Raw genomic sequence first — 16,719 nt, forward strand, 5'->3', positions numbered from 1 at the left:
ACAACGAGCTCTACACCGACCCGAAGACCGGGATGTTCTTCACCGACGCGAAGCAGGGACTGGCCGAACTCAAGGCGGCCGTCGGCGAGTTCGTCGCCTGACCCACGAGACGACCCCGGCCGTTCCGGACGGACGGCCGGGGTCCTGTGCGTCCCGGTTCAGTGGGAGGCCCCCGGATGCGGTACCGCGATGACGGGGCAGTGGGCGTGCCGCAGTAAACCCTGGGTCTGACGCGCCGCGTGTTCGTCGAGCACGCCGAGGACGCCGGGCCGCCACACGTACAGCGCGCGCAGTTGCGCACCGTGCAGGGCCGTCTCCTCGAAGGCGTGGTCGACGGCCGCCGCGGAGCTCGCGCTGCCGTCGACGCCGACGACGAAGTACGCCGGCTGCCGGCTGATGTGCTCCGGCTCGGGCACGACGACCACCGGACAAGGCGCCGTGAGCATTCCGGTCACCTCGACATCGGGCGCCGGGACTCGGCGAAGTCCATGCAGTGTCCCATCTGCTACCGACGACTCGCCCTTGAGATGAGCTGTTGGCGAGATCCCGCCGGGATGATCAAGGAAGGGACAGGCAGGAGAGGGCAGCTCTTGCGCGATTGAGCCGTTCGGCCTATGGCCCGGCCGGGTCAGCAGGCCGAGGGTCATACCAGGCGGTCTACTTGCTCTCGGACTTGGAAGGGAGCCGGCCCATGACAGGACATCCGCATTCCGTCGAGCCTGTGCTTTCCGCGCCCATTGATCTCAACGGGACTGGGCACTACGTGCACTGGGGAGTGGTGCAGCTGTCTGTCGCCAACCTCGTGGTCATCGGGGTGATGCTGGTCGTCTTCGTGGCAGCCCTGCTCCTGCCCTTCCCCCGAGGGCGAGGCCGAGGATGAGCGAGGTAGGAGGCGGCTGGACCGGAGCGGTCCGGCGGCGGGCGGTGCGGGTGCTTCCCCCGGACAAGCTGCTGCCGGACACCCAGCCCGCGTACATGGCCTCATGGATCTACGTCTTCGGTGTGCTCACCGTGGCCGCGCTGATCGTCGTCCTGGTCACCGGCGGGGTGCTTGCCCTGAAGGGGCCCGCATGGTGGCATGTCTCGGGGACCGGCAAGTACGTGAACGGCCTGCACCTGTGGAGCGTCGAGCTCTTCATGTTCTTCATGGTCATCCATCTGTGGGGCAAGTTCTTCATGGCCGCCTGGCGTGGTCGGCGGGCGCTGACCTGGGTCACCGGTGTGGTGTGTTTCTTCGCCTCGATCGGCACGGCCTTCACCGGCTACCTGGTTCAGCAGAACTTCGACTCCCAGTGGATCGCCGGGCAGGCCAAGGACGGGCTCAACTCGGTCGGCATCGGCGCGTACTTCAACGTGCTGGACTTCGGCCAGATGCTGATGTGGCACATCGTCCTGCTGCCCTTCGTCCTCGGCCTGCTGGCCGTCTGGCACATCCTGCTGGTCCGGCTGCGCGGGATCGTGCCGCCGATCGACGCCTCGCCCGATCCCGCGGACGGGCCCATTCAGGAGGAGGCGCCATGACCCAGCGCGCCCGCAAGCGCGCCGTGCCGGACCCGGCCGCTTTCCCCACCAGGCACTACGACCTGGTCAAGGAGTTCACGATCGCACTGGTGGTGGTCGCGCTGCTCACCGCGGCCCTGGCCGCCGTCTTCTCCTCGCCCGACGCCAAGCCGGTGACGCTGGCCTCCTGGTCGAGGGCCGACGGCGCCGACTTCACGGCGACCGCCGTGACCGAGCTCGGCGGCACCAGCGGCACGGCCGAGTACGGGCCGCCGTACAACCACACGCCGGGCGCGGGGCAGAAGCTCGGGCCGGTCGGGCTGCAGAGCGCCGCGGGGGTCCGCATTCCGGTGGACACGGCAAACGACTTCGTGCTGCGTCCACTGCGCGATGCCCCGGAACCACCCGCCGTCAGCGCGGGCCTCGCCGCCTGGGCCGCCGCTTCGGCGGCCCAGCGCCAGGCATGGACCTCGGCCTACTCCGACGCCCTGAACAAGGCCGGTGGCGGCGCCCCCGCGAAGGGAAATTACGGCCCGGTCCCTGTCCTCATCGCACGCCTTCTCGGTCTGGCCCGCAGCGGCGCACTGGATGGCGAACTCCAGGCGGAGGGCAAGTTCTACCAGACCGACTACACCCGTCCGCTGCTCTTCCTTTCCGATGGTTCCTACCTGGAGTCCCTTGCCCGTGCCGAGCACCTCGGCGGCGACCAGTGGGGGATGATGAACGAGACCGGGAACTACCCGGGCCAGGCGTGGCTGTGGCTCTACACTTTCTGGTATCAGATCGACCCCTTCAAGTCCTCCGGCAACGCCGACGCCCTGATCTGGGGCCTGATGGCCCTGCTCAGCCTGGGCCTGATGCTCGTGCCCTTCATTCCCGGAGTGCGATCCGTACCGCGCTGGACGCGGGTGTACCGGTTGATCTGGCGCACGTACTACCGCGAACAAGCTGTGGAAGGGAACCGGCAGGAGTGATCTTCGCTCTGCCCGATTCGGTGATCGCGGATCCACGGGTTCCGCGGCGTGAGCGAGGCGCCTGTCCGACCCCGTGACCAGCAGTCTTCACTCCTCGGGCACCATGTCGATCGCCCCGCTCGGGCACTCGGCCGCGCACAGGCCGCAGCCCTTGCAGTAGTCGAGGTCGATCGTGAAGCCCTTGCCGGAACCCAGCTTGGTGATCGCGTTGTCGGGGCAGACGCCGTAGCAGTTGTCGCACTCGAAGCAGTTGCCGCAGGACATGCAGCGCCGGGCCTCGAACAGCGCGGTGGACTCGTCGAGTCCCTGTTTCACCTCGTCGAACGTCGACACGCGGCGGGCCAGTGCCAGCTGTGGCCTGACCGATGCGGGCGCGTCCGAGTAGTACCAGGTGTTGAGGCGGTCGAAGTCGGCCGGGCCGTGTTTGGGGCCGGGTTCGTAGGGTTCGCCGCGCAGGTACGCGTCGATGTGCCGGGCCGCCTTCTTGCCGTGGCCCACGGCCACGGTGACCGTGCGTTCGGCGGGCACCATGTCGCCGCCGGCGAAGACGCCCTCATGGCCCGTCATCAGTCCGTCGGCGACCTGGACCGTGCCGTGGTCCACGGCCAGGTCCGGTACGCCCCGCAACAGGGACAGATCGGACTCCTGGCCCAGGGCGAGGACGACGGAGTCGGCCTCGAGGTCCTCGAACTCTCCGGTGGGCTGGGGGAATCCGCTCTCGTCGAGCTCCATCCGCTCGATGGTGATCCGGCCGCCGTCGGCGTGCTTGATGGTCGACAGCCACTTGACCCGCACGCCCTCCTCCAGCGCCTCCTGGACCTCCTCGTCGTGCGCGGGCATCCGGTCCCGGGTGCGCCGGTACACGACGACGGCCTCGGTCGCGCCGAGCCTGCGGGCGGTGCGCGCGGCGTCCATGGCGGTGTTGCCGCCGCCGTAGACCGCGACCCGCCGCCCGAGCATGGGTGGCCCTTCGTTCTCCATGCTGCCCAGCAGGGACACCGCGTCGAGGATGTGAGCGGTGTCACCGGCCGGGATGTACGCGCGCTTGCCGATGCCGGCGCCCACGGCCAGGAACACGGCGTCGAAGCCGCCGTCCCGCTGCGCGGCGAGCACGTCGTCCACGCGGGTGTCCGTCTCCAGCCTCACCCCGAGAGCGAGGACGCGGTCGATCTCGGCGTCCAGCACCTGGCGCGGCAGCCGGTAGTGCGGGATGCCGTAACGCATCATCCCGCCGGGTTTCTCCTGTGCCTCGCGGATCGTCACCTCGTGGCCGAGCAGCCGCAGGTGGTACGCGGCCGACAGCCCGGCGGGTCCGGAACCGACCACGAGGACGTGTTTGCCGGACGAGGTCTCCGGGGGTGCCACGGTCCAGCCGTGCCGGATCGCCTGGTCGCCCAGGAAACGCTCGACGGAGTTGATCCCGACCGCGTTGTCGACCTGGACTCGGTTGCAGGCCGTCTCGCAGGGGTGGTAGCAGACCCGGCCCATGACGGCGGGCAGTGGGTTGTCCCGCATCAGCTGCCGCCACGCGGACTCGTAGTCACCGCTCTCCGCGTGGAACAGCCACTGCTGGATGTTCTCGCCGGCCGGGCACGCCTGGTTGCACGGCGGCATCCGGTCGACGTAGACGGGGCGCTCGGTCCGCCACGCGCCGGTGCGGTTGGCGAGGCTGGAGCCGACGTCCAGGGTGATCGCGAACGGCTTCTCCTTCACGACGGCACCTCCTCGTGTGCCAGCAGTCCGAAGCGGGCGATGTTGCGGTCCGCCGCCCGCTGCAGGCGGGCGATGACATCGGTACGCGGCTCGGGTGCGAAGAGGTGCGCGTACCGCTTCTGCGGGCGCAGGTACTCCTCGACGGGGACCCGCCGCCGGATGGGCGTGACGTCGGTGACCTCGCCGTCCCTGGCCTCGAACACCGGGAACAGCCCCGTCTGCTCGGCCAGCCGGGCGATGCGCACGGTGTCGTGGGACGCGGTGCCCCAGCCCAGCGGACAGGGCACCAGGACGTGGAGGTAGCGGGCACCGCGCATCCCCATCGCGCGGTGCACCTTCGCCTCCAGGTCGCGCAGTCCGGCGACGGTGGCCGTGGCCACGTACGGGATCTCGTGCGCCATCGCGATCAGCGGCAGGTTCTTGCCCTGGCCGAACAGCGCGCCCGGGTCCTCGCCGACCGCCTGGGTCGTCGCCGTGCGCGCGGCCGGGGGAGTGGCCCCGGAGCGCTGCACGCCGGTGTTCATGTACGCCTCGTTGTCGTAGCAGATGTACAGGACGTCGTCGCCGCGTTCGAACATGCCGGACAGGCAGCCCAGCCCGATGTCGACGGTGCCGCCGTCGCCGCCCTGCCCGACCACACGGATGTCCGTGCGGCCCTTCGCGCGCAGCGCGGCGGCCACGCCCGCGGCGACGGCCGGGGCGTTGCCGAACAGGGAGTGCAGCCACGGCAGCTGCCAGGAGGTCTCCGGGTACGGCGTCGAGAACACCTCCAGGCAGCCGGTCGCGTTGACGGCGATGACCTTTCCGTCGGCCGCCCGCTGGGCCGCGTCCAGCACGTAGCGGGCGCCCAGTGCCTCGCCGCAGCCCTGGCAGGCGCGGTGACCGCACGTGAGCGCGTTCGAACGGCCCGGGTCGGCCTGGTCGGACTGCAACTCCGGCCCCAGCAGCCGGTTCCCGGCGGCGAAGCTGCCCACCTGGTAGAACTTGACCTGCGGTGCGCCACTCATCGGTTGCTCCCCACATCGCGCAGGATGTTCTCCGCGGACGGACCGGACCGCCTGGTCTCCTCCATCCGTGCCAACTCCCGCTCCACCAGTTCGTGGTCGAGGTCCAGGAAGGTCAGCTCCCCGAGCCGCCCGGCGATGGCATCGTCGAACAGCCGGTGCAGCGACTCCTTGGTGATCGGCCGTCCGCCGAGCCCGGCGATCACGGTGTGCCCGTCGAGCTGGATCCCGGACAGCGCGGTACGCACGTTGGCCGACACGATCCCGCCGATGCCGACCGCCAACGCCCGTTCCAGCACAAGGACTTGGCGTGCCCGGCCGAGCACGGTCCGGACCTCGTTCAGTGGGAAGGGCCGGAACGAAGTGATCGCCAGCGCCCCGATCCGCACCCCCTGCCCGCGCATCTCGTCGACGACGTCGCACACCGTGCCGAACACCGATCCCAGGGCCACGACGACGATGTCGGCGTCCCCGCAGGCGTACGGCTGCACCAGACCGCCGCTGGCCCGTCCGAAGACCTGCCGGAACTCGTCGGCCACCCGGGGGATCGCGTCGAGTGCCTGCATCTGCTTGGCGTGTGCCAGATAGCGCACCTCGGTGAAGGCGTCCGGACCGACCATCGCCCCGATCGACACCGGCGCCTCGGGATCCAGCACCTGACGGGGTTCGTACGGCGGCAGGAAGGCGTCGACCTGCGCCTGCTCGGGCACGTCGATCCGCTCCCAGGCGTGCGTGAGGACGAAACCGTCCATGCAGACCATCACCGGCAGCGAGAGCTCCTCGGCCAGCTTGAAGGCCTGTGGATGCAGGTCGGCGGCCTCCTGGTTGTCGCGCGCGTAGAGCTGGATCCAGCCCGAGTCGCGCTGCGACATGGTGTCGCTGTGGTCGTTCCAGATGTTGATGGGCGCTCCGATCGCCCGGTTGGCGACCGTCATCACGATCGGCAGACCGAGGCCGGAGGCGTTGTAGAGGGCCTCCACCATGTAGAGCAGGCCCTGGCTGGCGGTCGCCGTGTAGGTGCGGGCGCCGGCCGCGGAGGCTCCGATGCACATCGACATGGCGGCGAACTCGGACTCGACGTTGACGTACTCGCACGGTTTCAGCGCGCCGGACTTCACCAGCCTGCTGAGTTCCTCGACGATGTGGGTCTGGGGGGAGATCGGGTAGGCGGCGATCACCTCGGGTCGGCAGTATCCGACGGTCTCGGCGACGGCGCGTGAGCCCTCAGTCTGCTTGAGCATGAGCGTGTTCCTCTCGGAGCGCCTCCCCGAGGTGGGCGCTCACGTGGTCGTAGGCGTCCCGGGCGGCGGCGGCGTTGGCCGTGCCGAGGTCGCCCGGGAAGCGTTCCTCGATGGCCGCCGTCAGAGAGCCGATCAGGACGCAGCCGGTGAGGGCGGCGAGACCGCCCAGCAGGACCGCGTTGGGGACCGGGCGGCCGAAGCGGCGCAGCGCGATCGCGGTGGCCGGCACGGTCAGGGCACGGCCTGTCGAAGCAACTGCGAGGAGGCCCAACTCATCGATGGAACGCGGGGAGTTGATGAGAACGTACCCGTCGGGTGGCAGACCGCCGAAGACGTTGATCTGGTGCAGCAGCGTGGCGTCCTGCACCACCAGGGCGTCCGGCCGCGTGACCGGCTCGCGCACGCGGATCGGCCGGTCGTCGATCCGGCAGAACGCGACGACCGGTGCCCCGGTCCGCTCCGAGCCGAAGCTCGGGAACGCCTGGGCGTGGCGGCCCTCGACGAACGCCGCCACCGACAGCAGCTCCGCCGCCGTGACGGCCCCCTGGCCGCCGCGGCCGTGGATGCGCACCTGGAACATGGCGATCTCCTCACTCGTGCGGAACGATCGCGACCGGGCAGCGAGCGTGGTGCAGCACCGCGTGGGTCACCGGGCCGATGTGCGGGCCGAGCCTGGCCGGGCGGATCCGGCGGCCCACGACGAGCAGACAGGCCTCGCGCGAGGCGTGCAGCAGGTGCTGTGCCGCGCGGCCGTTGGCCACGACCGCGTGGACGTCCACGGTCGGGTACTTCTCCCGCCACGGTGCGAGCGTCGCGTCCAGGGCCTGCTCGGCGTCCTCCCGCGAGGTGTGCTCGGACGGCTCGGGCAGATGGCGCAGGTGCCAGGTGTGAACCGCGTGCAGGGGGGCTCGACGCAGGGTGGCGGCGTCGAAGGCGAAGTGCAGGAGCTCGTCGCAGGGACGCGCGGTGTCCACGCCCGCCACGATCGGGTGGTACGGGCTTCCGGCCTCCGGCGGGCTCTTGTACCAGGCCGGCACGAGCACGACTGGCCCCGGCGCCCGGGCCACCGTCGCCAGGCCCACGGAGTCGGCCAGAAGACCGGCGAGGCCGCCGGCGGCGCGGTTGCCCAGAACCAGCACCTCCGCCTCGGCGTCGAGAAGGGCCTCCGGTGCCGGCCGCGCGATCTGCTCCGCGCCGAGGGGCACCTGCGGGTACGCTTCCGCGAGCCGGTCCATGGCGCCGCGCAGGATCCGACCCGCCCAGTAACGGGGTGCGGCGAGCTCCGGAAGGCCCGCAGCCTCCGAGGACAGTCCCTCGAACGCGTACAGGAGGCGCAGCGGCAGACCGCGCCGCAAGGCCTCGCGGGCCGCCCAGTCGGCGGCGGCGAGACTTTCGGGTGAACCGTCCAGTCCCGCGACAACGGGTCGCCGCACGAGGAACACCTCCCACGTACTGCCCGCGCAACGGGCGGCGGGCTCCGTGCTTCCAGCGTCCACGCGGCACACCCACCGGGGGCAGGGGCTGCGCGGCCCCTGCCCCCGGGCCGAACGGCCCGGCCGGGTGCCACGGGCCGCGGCCGCAGTCGGCCGTGGGTGGGGCCGTGGCGGTGCCGTGCGCCGGCGAACTCCTCGGCTGCTCGTGGCTGCGCCGGCCGAACACTGGACGGTTCGGCTCCCGGATCGCCCTTTGGCCGGCGAGGCCGTCGAGTCCCGGGGCCTGCCCCACTCGGACCGCGATGCTGCCTGGTCGGCCCCTGCTGACCGCGCCCCGGGCGTGAGACGTTCGAGTTGAGTGGCAAGGGGGTGTCGACCTATGGCGCACATGCGGCCCACTAGCCGGAAGAAGATGTTCTGGCGCTGGCGGCACAATCCGCTGCGCCGCCCCAGCGACACCGCCGAAGCGTGGATCGTCCTGGTTACCTGGATCATCGCCCTGGCCGGTGGCGTGCTCGCCGGCCAGGCCGCGGACACGGCCATGCAGGACAGCCTCGTGGCACGACGAGCGACCCTGTCCGCCGTGTCGGCGGTGCTCACCGCGGACGCGGACAGGACGCCCGTGACGACCGGTGACGGGGCGGTCTGGGCGAAAGTGCGCTGGACGGCCGTCGACGGGTCCACCCACACGGGCCTGACCCGGGTCGAACCGGCAAGCAAGGCGGGCTCCACGGTCACCGTGTGGACCGACCACCGGGGGGAGCTGGTCTCCAGCCCGCCCAGCGCCACGGAGGCGCGTCTACAGTCCGAACTGGCCGGTGCGCTCGTCGCGTTCGGCACCGGTGGCGCGGTCGTCGGCTGCAGCTGGGCGGTGAGGCTCCGGCTCGACCGGCGGCGGCTGCGCGACTGGGAGACCGAGTGGGCACAGGTCGACCCCCAGTGGCGCAAGAAGATGAACGGCTGACACCGCCGGCCGGGGCACCTCGCGGTGGAGGGTCCTCACTGGAAGACCGCATGGACCTCGCCCTCGGTGGCGGTGTGCGAGACCACGAGGACCTCGTCGCCCTCCCGCAGCCCAAGGCCCGGCACGGGAGCCAGCGGGTCCCCGCCTCGGACGACGGCGGCGACGACGATGCCCTGCGGGACGGCCAGCTCCCCTAGAGTGCGCCCGGCGGCGCGGGACCGCGGACCGATGGTCGTCTCGATCACGTTCACCCCCGCCTTGCTCAGCCGCAGCAGCGCCACCGTGTCGCTGGCGCTGGTCGCCTCCTCCACGAGGGAGACGAGGGGGGCGGCGGCCGGTACGGCGGTGTCGACGCCCCAGTGCTGGGTGAAGAGCCAGGCGTTGTCGTCGTCGTTGACGCGTGCGATGACCCGGGGGACCTTGAACTGGCGCTTGGCGAGCAGGCTGACGACCAGGTTGTCCTCGTCCTCACCGGTGGTGGCGACGACCAGGTCGGCGGCGTGCGCGCCCGCGTCCTCCAGCACGCCCGGTTCGCACGCGTCACCGGCGCGCACCTGGGCGGGCAGCTGGTCCCGGAGCGCGGCGACACGGTCGTCGTCCTGGTCGACCAGCGTGACCTGGTTGCCGGTCCCGCCCAGCACCTGGGCGATCTGGGTGCCGAGACGCCCGGCCCCGGCGATGATGATCCTCATGTGCCGAGCTCCTTGTCCAGGAAGCCGCGCAGCCGGCCCAGGGCATCGGCCGCGACGGCGAACGTGACCAGGTCGTCCGCTTCCGCCGGAGTGTGTGGAGTGGGCAGGAACGACCGTCCGCCGCGGGTCACCTCGACGACCCTGATCTCGCCGTCGACCTCCAGGTCGCCCATGCGGCGGCCGGTGAGATGGGCGGGCAGCAGGGAACGCAGCAGCATGGTCTCCCCGTTGCCGAAGTCCAGCTCCGGGCTGAGATGGCGGTGCAGCAGCATCTGATGGAGCTGGTGCACGGTCCAGCGCACGCTGGCGATCGTCGGGATGCCCAGGTCGCGGTAGATGTCGGCGCGCCGTGGATCGTAGATGCGGGCCAGCACGATCGGCACCTGGTACGTCTCCTTCGCCGTACGGGCGCTGACGATGTTGGTGTTGTCGCCGGAGGTGACGGCGACGAAGGCGTCGGCGAGTTCGATGCCGGCGGACTCCAGCAGCGCGCGGTTGAAACCGTTGCCGTGCAGGACCTGACCGGTGAAGCCCGCCGGCAGCAGCCGTCGGGTCCTCGGGTCGTGGTCGATGATGCGCACGTCGTGGCCCTCGTTGGCCAGTTGGACGGCGAGCGCGGAACCGACCCGGCCGCAGCCCACCACGATGACCCTCATCGCGCGGCCTCCTTTCCTGTCGGAGCTCCTGTCGAGGCGGGGACGGCCCTGTGGCGCACCCACCGTTTCCGAGCCTCCTCCGCGCCCAGCAGCAGCACACCGAAGGCGACGAGGACGGCCCAGTCGGCGGCGGCCAGGGGGGCAGTGTGGAACACGTCCTGCAACAGGGGCACATAGCTGATCGCGGCCATCAGACCGATGCCGAAGCAGCCGGCCGCGATCAGCCGCGGGTTGGAGAACAGCCCGACGCCGAACACGCTCTGCCGGTCCGTCCGCACCGCCAGGGCGTTGAAGAACTGGCTCACCACGATCGCGGCCTGGGTGAGCGTGATGGCCTTGCGGTAGGCGGGGTCGGAGCTGGTGAAGTCCGCGTAGGGGATGCCCGAGGCGTGGATCTGCCAGAAGAACACCGTGCACACGCCGACGGACTGCACGGCGCCCAGGAACAGGAACCGGCGGACCAGCTCGGCGGAGAACAGCCGCTCACGCCGGGAGCGGGGCGGACGGTCCATGGTGTCCGGCTCGGGCGGTTCCGCACCCAGGGCCAGCGCGGGCAGCACGTCCGAGCCCAGGTCGATGGCGAGGATCTGTACGGCCGTCAGCGGCACCAGCGGGAAGCCCGCGAACGCCGCCGCGAGGATGGGGGTCAGCTCGGCGATGTTGTGGCTGAAAAGATAGGCGAGGAACTTGCGGATGTTGCGGTAGACCGACCGGCCCAGCTCCACCGCCGCGGTGATGGAGGCGAAGGAGTCGTCGAGCAGCACCATCTCGGAGGCCTCGCGGGCGACGTCGGTCCCGGTGGCACCCATGGACACGCCGATGTCGGCGTGCTTGAGCGCGGGCGCGTCGTTGGCACCGTCCCCGGTGACCGCCACCACCTCACCCCGCGCCTGCAACGCCGCCACCACGCGCATCTTGTGCTCCGGGCTGACCCGGCACAGCAGCAACTGGCCCTGCTCCGCGAGCAGCGCGTCCAGCGCCGGGGCGTCCATCCCGTCCAGTCCGGAGCCGGTCACCACGGTGGGACGCGGGTCGGTGACGATGCCGACGCGGCGGGCGATCGCCTCCGCGGTCAGCGGGTGGTCCCCGGTCACCATCACGATCCGGATGCCGGCCCGCCGGCAGGCCCGCACCGCCTCGGCGACCTCGGGCCTGGGCGGGTCGAGCATGCCGATCAGACCCAGGAACGTCAGACCGGCCTCGGCCTCCTCCGTCGTACGCGGCGCCTCGTCCACCCGGCGGACGGCCACGCCCAGAACCCGCAGTCCCTTGCCGGCCATGGCGTCGTTGGCGCCGCCGACGCCGTCCCGCAGCTCCGCGGTGAGGTCGCGTTCCGCGCCGTCCACCCGCATCTTGGTGCACCGGGCGAGCAGTTCCTGCGGTGCGCCCTTGGCGCACAGGATGTCGCCCGCGGGTGTCCGATGGACGGTGCTCATCAGCTTGCGCACGGGATCGAAGGGGAACTCGCCGATCCGCGGTGCCGCCTCCTTCTCCGCGACCGGGTGCAGGCCCGCTTTGGCCGCGGCGACGAGGATCGCGCCCTCGGTGGTGTCACCGAGCACCCGCCAGCCCTCCGAGCCCGACGGCGGGACGAGCCGGGCGTCCGTGCACAGCGCCGCGTCGCGCAGCAACTCGCCCAGCCCGTCCGCGCCGGACACCTCGCCCACCGGGGCGTACCCCACCCCGGACACCTCGTGCCACCCCCCACCGCTCCAGACACGGGTCACCGTCATCTCGGCCTGGGTGAGGGTGCCCGTCTTGTCGGTGCAGACAACGGTGGTCGAGCCCAGCGCCTCCACCGCCAGCAGCCGCTTGACCAACGCCTGGCGGCGAGCCATCCGCCTGACGCCGATGGCCAACGACACCGACAGGGTCGCGGGCAGCCCCTCGGGCACCATCGCGACCATCACCCCGAGCGCGAACACGAACGCCGACACCAGGGGCTGGCCCGTCTGCAGGCGCAGCGCGAACATGCCGGCGCCGATCGCCACCGCCAGGGCCGCCACCCGCCGCGCCATGACGGCCACCTCACGCTGCAGGGGCGTCTTCTGGCGCGGCGCCTGGTCGGTGAGGCGGAAGATCCTGCCGAACTCGGTCGCCGCGCCGGTGGCGTACACGACGGCCTTGCCCGAGCCGGAGACCACCGTGGTGCCCATGAAGACACAGTTGCGGGAGTCCAGCGTGGTGTCCGAGGCAGTCGGTTCGCCGACCCGGGTGACGGCCGCGCTCTCCCCGGTCAGCGGTGCGTTGTTGACGGACAGGCCGTGGGCCTCGACCACCCGGCAGTCCGCCGACACCGCGTCCCCCGCCTCCAGGACGACCAGGTCGCCGGGCACCAGCGCACCGGACGGCAGCTCCAGACGTTCGCCGTCCCGCAGCACCCGGCAGGTGTGCGGCACCATGGCCTGCAAGGTCTCCGCAGTGCGCTCGGCCGAGTACTCCTGCACGAACCCGATCACCGCGTTGAGCACGACGACGCCCAGGATCGCGAAGGCCAGTTGCAGGTTCCCGACGTCGCGCGGGTCCTGCAGGGCGTAGGCGAGGAACGTCAGCGCCGACGCCGCGATCAGGACCAGCGCGAACAGGTCGGTGAACTGGGCAAGGAAGCGCCGCCACACGCCCTTGCGGCGCGGACGGGGCAGCTCGTTGGGTCCGTACCGCTCCCGCAGCGCGGCCGCCGCATCCGCGGACAGCCCGCGCGGTGAGGTGGCGAACACGGTGAACACCTGGTCGGCGCGCAGCCGCTGCACGGGTGGCGCCGCCTCGGCGGGCGGCGTGGCCGCCGGCCCCGCGGCGCGGTCGGCAGGAGCACTCGCGGCGAGATGACTCGGCACCGGACCCCCAGAAGATGGACGACTCTGCGCTCCAGGTTTCGCTCCGGGAGCCGGAGCCGCCATGGGCCATCCGGTCCCCGTCACGGGGCGGACCCGCCCTGTGCCTGCTGGAAGGGCGAGGGCATCGTCCGGATCAGAGAGGCATGGACGACTCGGCACGCTGATCACCGCCAGTTACCCCCGGATCATGGGCCGGGCCGTCCTCGGTAGCCGGGCAGGGCGGTCAGGAGCCGGGACAAGGGCCGCTCGAGACCTCTGTTCGGGCCGGTCGGCTCATGTGCCGTGCACCGCAACGGAGTTGGCTGGAGATGACAGGAACGACGCCCGTCCGAGAGGGGAGAGGACAATGGGTACGACTCTCACACCGGAGTTCTACGAACGGTTCGCCTTGCTGCTGGTCGTCGCAATGAGTATGACCTTCGTCCTCACGACGCTGTTCGACGCGCTCGCGCTGAGGCTGGCGCGGCGGCGCGGCCAGACCCCGCCGGCGCCGCCCCCGTCGGTTCGGCCGACGCGGGTGCCCCATCCGCCCGCGGGCACGGACCACCGTACGCCCGTCGGCTGCTGAGGTCTTCGGCGCGCTCAGCGCGCCAGGACCTCGGCGATCCGGGCCGTCCAGCCGTCGACGGCGTCCCAGTCGCGGTAGTCGCCGAACCTGCCGCCCACCAGACGGAACATGATCCGTCCGGTCGGCGGCAGGTGGGCCGGTGCGATGACGCCGGAGAACAGGCGGTGTTCCCGGAAGGGCAGATCGCCCGGGAGACTCTTTGCGATCACGGGCACCTCCCTGGGTGCCAGACGCTTCCAGGGTCCGCGCAGAGCAGCCGGCATCCCGACGCTGAAGATCCACAGCGGCCGTGAGCCCAGCAGGTCGAGGTTGTCGCTGACGAAGGCCTTGGCCGGCTCGAGCCAGGTCTGCCCGTGCACGGCGCTGCCCAGGACGAACGCGGCGTACGCGTCGGCGTCGTCCACCGTCCGCATGTCCCTCGCCTCGACTTCCAGCCCGGCTTCGGTCAGGCCTGCCGCCACGCGGTCGGCGATCTCGCGGGTCGATCCGTGGGCGGTCGCGTATCCGACCAGAACGTCCATGGCGTCACCTCGGCGGGCGATCTATGCGGCACCGCTGCGGACGCGTGCGGTGTCCCCGAGATCCCTGACCGATGCCTCGGGCCGTTCGGGGGAGGGCACCGTGACCACGGGGACCGTGGCGTGGCGCAGACACTCACGGCCCACCGCACCCACCCCGGGCAGCTGTCGCTGCGGGTGGGAGCTACGGCCCAGCGCGAGGAGCAGGGCGCCGCGCGCCTGCTGGAGCAGGACGCGAACCGGCGGCCCCTCCACCACCACGGCGTGCACGGCCGGGTCGACGCGCGGCCCGAGGGTCTGGTGCACGGCGGTCGCGAGGAGTTCAGCCGCTCGCTCCTGCTGCTCCGCGGCCGTCGGGCGCGCGGCGACGGGAGCGTAGGGCGCGAAGCGGGCCGCGGCCTGCTCCCAGGCGTGCACGACCACCAGCCGTGTGCCCAGAGCACGCGCCTCCTCCAGCGCCCAGCGCAGTGCGGCCTGTGACGCCTCGGAACCGTCGACGCCCACCACGATGCTCTTGTCACTCACTCGCTCGCTCACGGTCGCCTCCCTCGACGGGCCCTCTCTCCCACGGTGCCGTGTCCTGCCCGCCACCGCGTGGGCCCACCGGGACCGTGCCGGTGCCGAGTGGCCCCTGTCCCACGGTCGGGACAGGGGCCGCTTCTCCCGGAGGTCTTCCGCGGGCGCTCAGTACCGGTAGTGCCGGTGGTCGTCACCGGGACCTATGTAGTGCCGTTCCTCGATGACGGTCTCGTTGTCCCCAGGCCGCTGGTGGCCGCAACAGGCCCAGAATGCCGGTGGCCATCAGGACGAAGCCCACCACGACCGTGGTGTGGAAGACAAGGAACGAGCGAACGAGCCTCCTACCAGCAGCCCCACCAGCAGTAGTGGGGTCGGGATCGTGCGCATGGTCGTCCTCCTCACTGGTTCAGTGCAGTCGGCGCAGAAACGGGTCCTGGGCGTGCCGCGGTTCGAGCCGCACCCGGACGTCGAGGACGGTCACGCCCCGCGGCCCGGACAGGACCGGATTGAGGTCGGCCTCCGCCAGCTGCGGCAGGTCGCAGGCCATCCGGGACAGCCGGTGCAGCAGCTGCTCCAGAGCCTCCACGTCGGCGGTCGGACCGCCGGCGTAGCCGAAGAGCAGCGGGGTGGAGCGCGGGGACGTGATGAGTTCGCGCACGTCATGCTCGGAGAGCGGGGCCAGGCGTGCCGCCCGGTCGGCCAGCAGTTCCCTGGCCGTACCGCCGAGCCCGAAGGCCACGAGTGGTCCGAAGACCTCGTCCTGCGCGACGCCCGCGAACCACTCGGTGCCGCGCTCCGCCTGGGGCTGGATCACCACGCCGGTGAGCCGGTCGCCGAACCGGACGACCAGGTCGCGGTGGGCGGCCCTCACCTGGGCCGCGTTGTGCAGATCGAGGTGGACGGCGTGCTGCTCGCTCTTGTGCAGCAGCCCAGGCCAGTGGGCCTTCATGACGACCCGTCCGTCGCTTCCCGCCAGGCGTTGGGCGGCGGCGACCGCCTCGTCCTCGCCCCGGGCCCAGGCCCAGGGGAGCTGCGGGATGCCGTAGCAGCCGAGGAGTGCGGCGGTGGTCTGCGGATCCAGCCAGCCGCCCTCGGGATTGTCGTCCAGGAACGCGTCCACCAGGTCGTGAGCTCGCTGGGTCTCCACGTCCGCCAACTCCGCGACGGCCGCGGGTGCTTGGGCGAGCCAGCGGGACCGTGACGCGGCATGGGCCAGGGCGCGGGCGGCGTCCTGGGCGTCGCAGTAGGCGGGAACCCCGCCCTCGTCGCGGGTGCCGAGCAGTTCCACCCGGGCGGCCCGGGCGGGCAGTACCGCGACGACAGGACGGGGGAGCGGACCTGGGGCGGACGTCAGGGAGCGGACCAGGTCGTCGCCGGTCGCGGCGGCGACGGCGGTGGGCACCAGCGTCACCAGGACGGTGTCCACGGCCCCGTGCGCCGCGAGGCGTTCAACGCACGCCTGCAACTGCTTCTCGTCCACCGCCTCCGTGGTGTCCACGGGGTTCGTGGCGGTGGCACCCGCGGGCAGCAGGGCGAGAAGTTCATCGATGAGGTCCCTGCCCAGCGGGGGCACGACGAGGCCCGCGTCCACACAGGCGTCGGCGGCCAGGACGCCCGCTCCGGCGGCGTTGGAGACGACGGCGACCTTCGTTCCGGCGGGCAGCGGCTGGGAGTGCAACAGAGCCGCCGTGTCGAGGAGTTCGCCCAGAGAGCGGGTAGCGGTGATACCCGCCTGGGTGAACAGGGCCTGCCGGGTCATGGCGGAGACGGCCGCGCGGCGGCCTGCGTCCGTGCGGCCGGCGTCGACGGTGAGGATCGGCATGCGGCGGCTGACGCGGCGGGCGGTGCGGGAGAAGGCGCGCGGGTTGCCGAAGGACTCCAGGTGCAGCAGGGCCAGGTCGGTGCGGCCGTCGCTCTCCCACCACTGCAGCATGTCGTTGCCGCTGACGTCGTACTTGTCCCCGAGCGAGGCGAACGACGACACGCCGATGCCCAGCCGGGACAGCCCGTCCAGCAGCGCGATGCCGACCCCGCCCGACTGCACGGCCACCCCCGCCGTGCCGGGACTCGGGTGGTTCGCGGCGAAGGTCGCGTCCAGACGCA

16 protein-coding genes and 1 pseudogene are annotated in these 16,719 nt (G+C 71.7%); 5 read left to right on the top strand and 12 right to left on the bottom strand.

Features of this window, described 5'->3' with window-relative positions:
- Positions 1-233 precede the first annotated feature (233 nt).
- Positions 234-437, bottom strand: a pseudogene (locus ACIRVK_RS43650) (universal stress protein); the annotation flags it as partial.
- Between the two features lie 254 nt (positions 438-691).
- On the opposite strand from ACIRVK_RS43650, the gene ACIRVK_RS43655 reads away from it, so the two are divergent.
- The 3 genes from ACIRVK_RS43655 to ACIRVK_RS43665 are packed head-to-tail and all read left to right on the top strand — an operon-like array spanning position 692 to position 2,474.
- On the top strand, positions 692-880 hold the full coding sequence (locus ACIRVK_RS43655) for a hypothetical protein (protein ID WP_404257439.1): 189 nt from the start codon (positions 692-694) through the stop codon (positions 878-880).
- Positions 877-1,521, top strand: a complete 645-nt coding sequence (locus ACIRVK_RS43660) for a cytochrome b N-terminal domain-containing protein (protein WP_404257441.1) — start codon at positions 877-879, stop codon at positions 1,519-1,521. Before ACIRVK_RS43655 ends, ACIRVK_RS43660 begins: the two co-directional genes overlap by 4 nt.
- Positions 1,518-2,474, top strand: coding sequence for a hypothetical protein (locus ACIRVK_RS43665; RefSeq protein WP_404257443.1), 957 nt, complete (start codon positions 1,518-1,520; stop codon positions 2,472-2,474). The genes ACIRVK_RS43660 and ACIRVK_RS43665 overlap by 4 nt, the downstream gene beginning before the upstream one ends.
- 87 nt (positions 2,475-2,561) lie before the next feature.
- On the opposite strand, the gene ACIRVK_RS43670 is transcribed toward ACIRVK_RS43665, so the two are convergent.
- The 5 genes from ACIRVK_RS43670 to ACIRVK_RS43690 are packed head-to-tail and all read right to left on the bottom strand — an operon-like array spanning position 2,562 to position 7,865.
- Positions 2,562-4,187, bottom strand: coding sequence for an NAD(P)-binding protein (locus ACIRVK_RS43670; protein WP_404257445.1), 1,626 nt, complete (start codon positions 4,185-4,187; stop codon positions 2,562-2,564).
- Complete coding sequence (locus tag ACIRVK_RS43675) at positions 4,184-5,194, bottom strand: thiamine pyrophosphate-dependent enzyme (RefSeq protein ID WP_404257447.1); 1,011 nt, start codon at positions 5,192-5,194, stop codon at positions 4,184-4,186. Before ACIRVK_RS43675 ends, ACIRVK_RS43670 begins: the two co-directional genes overlap by 4 nt.
- On the bottom strand, positions 5,191-6,432 hold the full coding sequence (gene porA, locus ACIRVK_RS43680) for a pyruvate ferredoxin oxidoreductase (RefSeq protein WP_404257449.1): 1,242 nt from the start codon (positions 6,430-6,432) through the stop codon (positions 5,191-5,193). The genes ACIRVK_RS43675 and porA overlap by 4 nt, the downstream gene beginning before the upstream one ends.
- On the bottom strand, positions 6,416-7,012 hold the full coding sequence (locus ACIRVK_RS43685) for a 2-oxoacid:acceptor oxidoreductase family protein (protein ID WP_404257451.1): 597 nt from the start codon (positions 7,010-7,012) through the stop codon (positions 6,416-6,418). Before ACIRVK_RS43685 ends, porA begins: the two co-directional genes overlap by 17 nt.
- 10 nt (positions 7,013-7,022) lie before the next feature.
- A complete protein-coding gene (locus ACIRVK_RS43690; protein ID WP_404257453.1) occupies positions 7,023-7,865 on the bottom strand; it encodes a universal stress protein in 843 nt (280 codons plus the stop codon).
- 388 nt (positions 7,866-8,253) lie between these two features.
- Here ACIRVK_RS43690 and ACIRVK_RS43695 point away from each other — a divergent pair, with 388 nt between their 5' ends.
- Positions 8,254-8,829, top strand: a complete 576-nt coding sequence (locus tag ACIRVK_RS43695; protein WP_404257455.1) for a hypothetical protein — start codon at positions 8,254-8,256, stop codon at positions 8,827-8,829.
- Between the two features lie 35 nt (positions 8,830-8,864).
- Here the strand turns inward: ACIRVK_RS43695 and ACIRVK_RS43700 are convergent, their stop codons facing one another.
- The 3 genes from ACIRVK_RS43700 to ACIRVK_RS43710 are packed head-to-tail and all read right to left on the bottom strand — an operon-like array spanning position 8,865 to position 13,011.
- A complete protein-coding gene (locus ACIRVK_RS43700) occupies positions 8,865-9,521 on the bottom strand; it encodes a potassium channel family protein (protein ID WP_404257457.1) in 657 nt (218 codons plus the stop codon).
- Positions 9,518-10,177: a potassium channel family protein gene (locus ACIRVK_RS43705; protein ID WP_404257459.1), complete on the bottom strand. Its 660-nt coding sequence runs from the start codon at positions 10,175-10,177 to the stop codon at positions 9,518-9,520. Before ACIRVK_RS43705 ends, ACIRVK_RS43700 begins: the two co-directional genes overlap by 4 nt.
- Positions 10,174-13,011: a cation-translocating P-type ATPase gene (locus ACIRVK_RS43710; RefSeq protein WP_404257461.1), complete on the bottom strand. Its 2,838-nt coding sequence runs from the start codon at positions 13,009-13,011 to the stop codon at positions 10,174-10,176. Before ACIRVK_RS43710 ends, ACIRVK_RS43705 begins: the two co-directional genes overlap by 4 nt.
- Before the next feature lie 346 nt (positions 13,012-13,357).
- On the opposite strand from ACIRVK_RS43710, the gene ACIRVK_RS43715 reads away from it, so the two are divergent.
- A complete protein-coding gene (locus ACIRVK_RS43715) occupies positions 13,358-13,579 on the top strand; it encodes a hypothetical protein (RefSeq protein WP_404257463.1) in 222 nt (73 codons plus the stop codon).
- Between the two features lie 14 nt (positions 13,580-13,593).
- Here the strand turns inward: ACIRVK_RS43715 and ACIRVK_RS43720 are convergent, their stop codons facing one another.
- The 3 genes from ACIRVK_RS43720 to ACIRVK_RS43730 all read right to left on the bottom strand — a co-directional run.
- Positions 13,594-14,100 carry a flavodoxin domain-containing protein gene (locus ACIRVK_RS43720; RefSeq protein ID WP_404257465.1) on the bottom strand — a complete coding sequence of 169 codons (507 nt, stop codon included), beginning with the start codon at positions 14,098-14,100 and terminating at the stop codon, positions 13,594-13,596.
- A gap of 21 nt (positions 14,101-14,121) precedes the next feature.
- Positions 14,122-14,634 carry a universal stress protein gene (locus tag ACIRVK_RS43725; RefSeq protein WP_404257467.1) on the bottom strand — a complete coding sequence of 171 codons (513 nt, stop codon included), beginning with the start codon at positions 14,632-14,634 and terminating at the stop codon, positions 14,122-14,124.
- A 388-nt stretch (positions 14,635-15,022) separates the two neighbouring features.
- The coding region (locus ACIRVK_RS43730; RefSeq protein ID WP_404257469.1) for an acetate--CoA ligase family protein at positions 15,023-16,719 on the bottom strand (1,697 nt) is incomplete at its 5' end.

It is taken from the genome of Streptomyces sp. NPDC101152, assembly GCF_044768275.1.
In the GTDB taxonomy this organism is placed as follows: Bacteria; Actinomycetota; Actinomycetes; order Streptomycetales; family Streptomycetaceae; genus Streptomyces.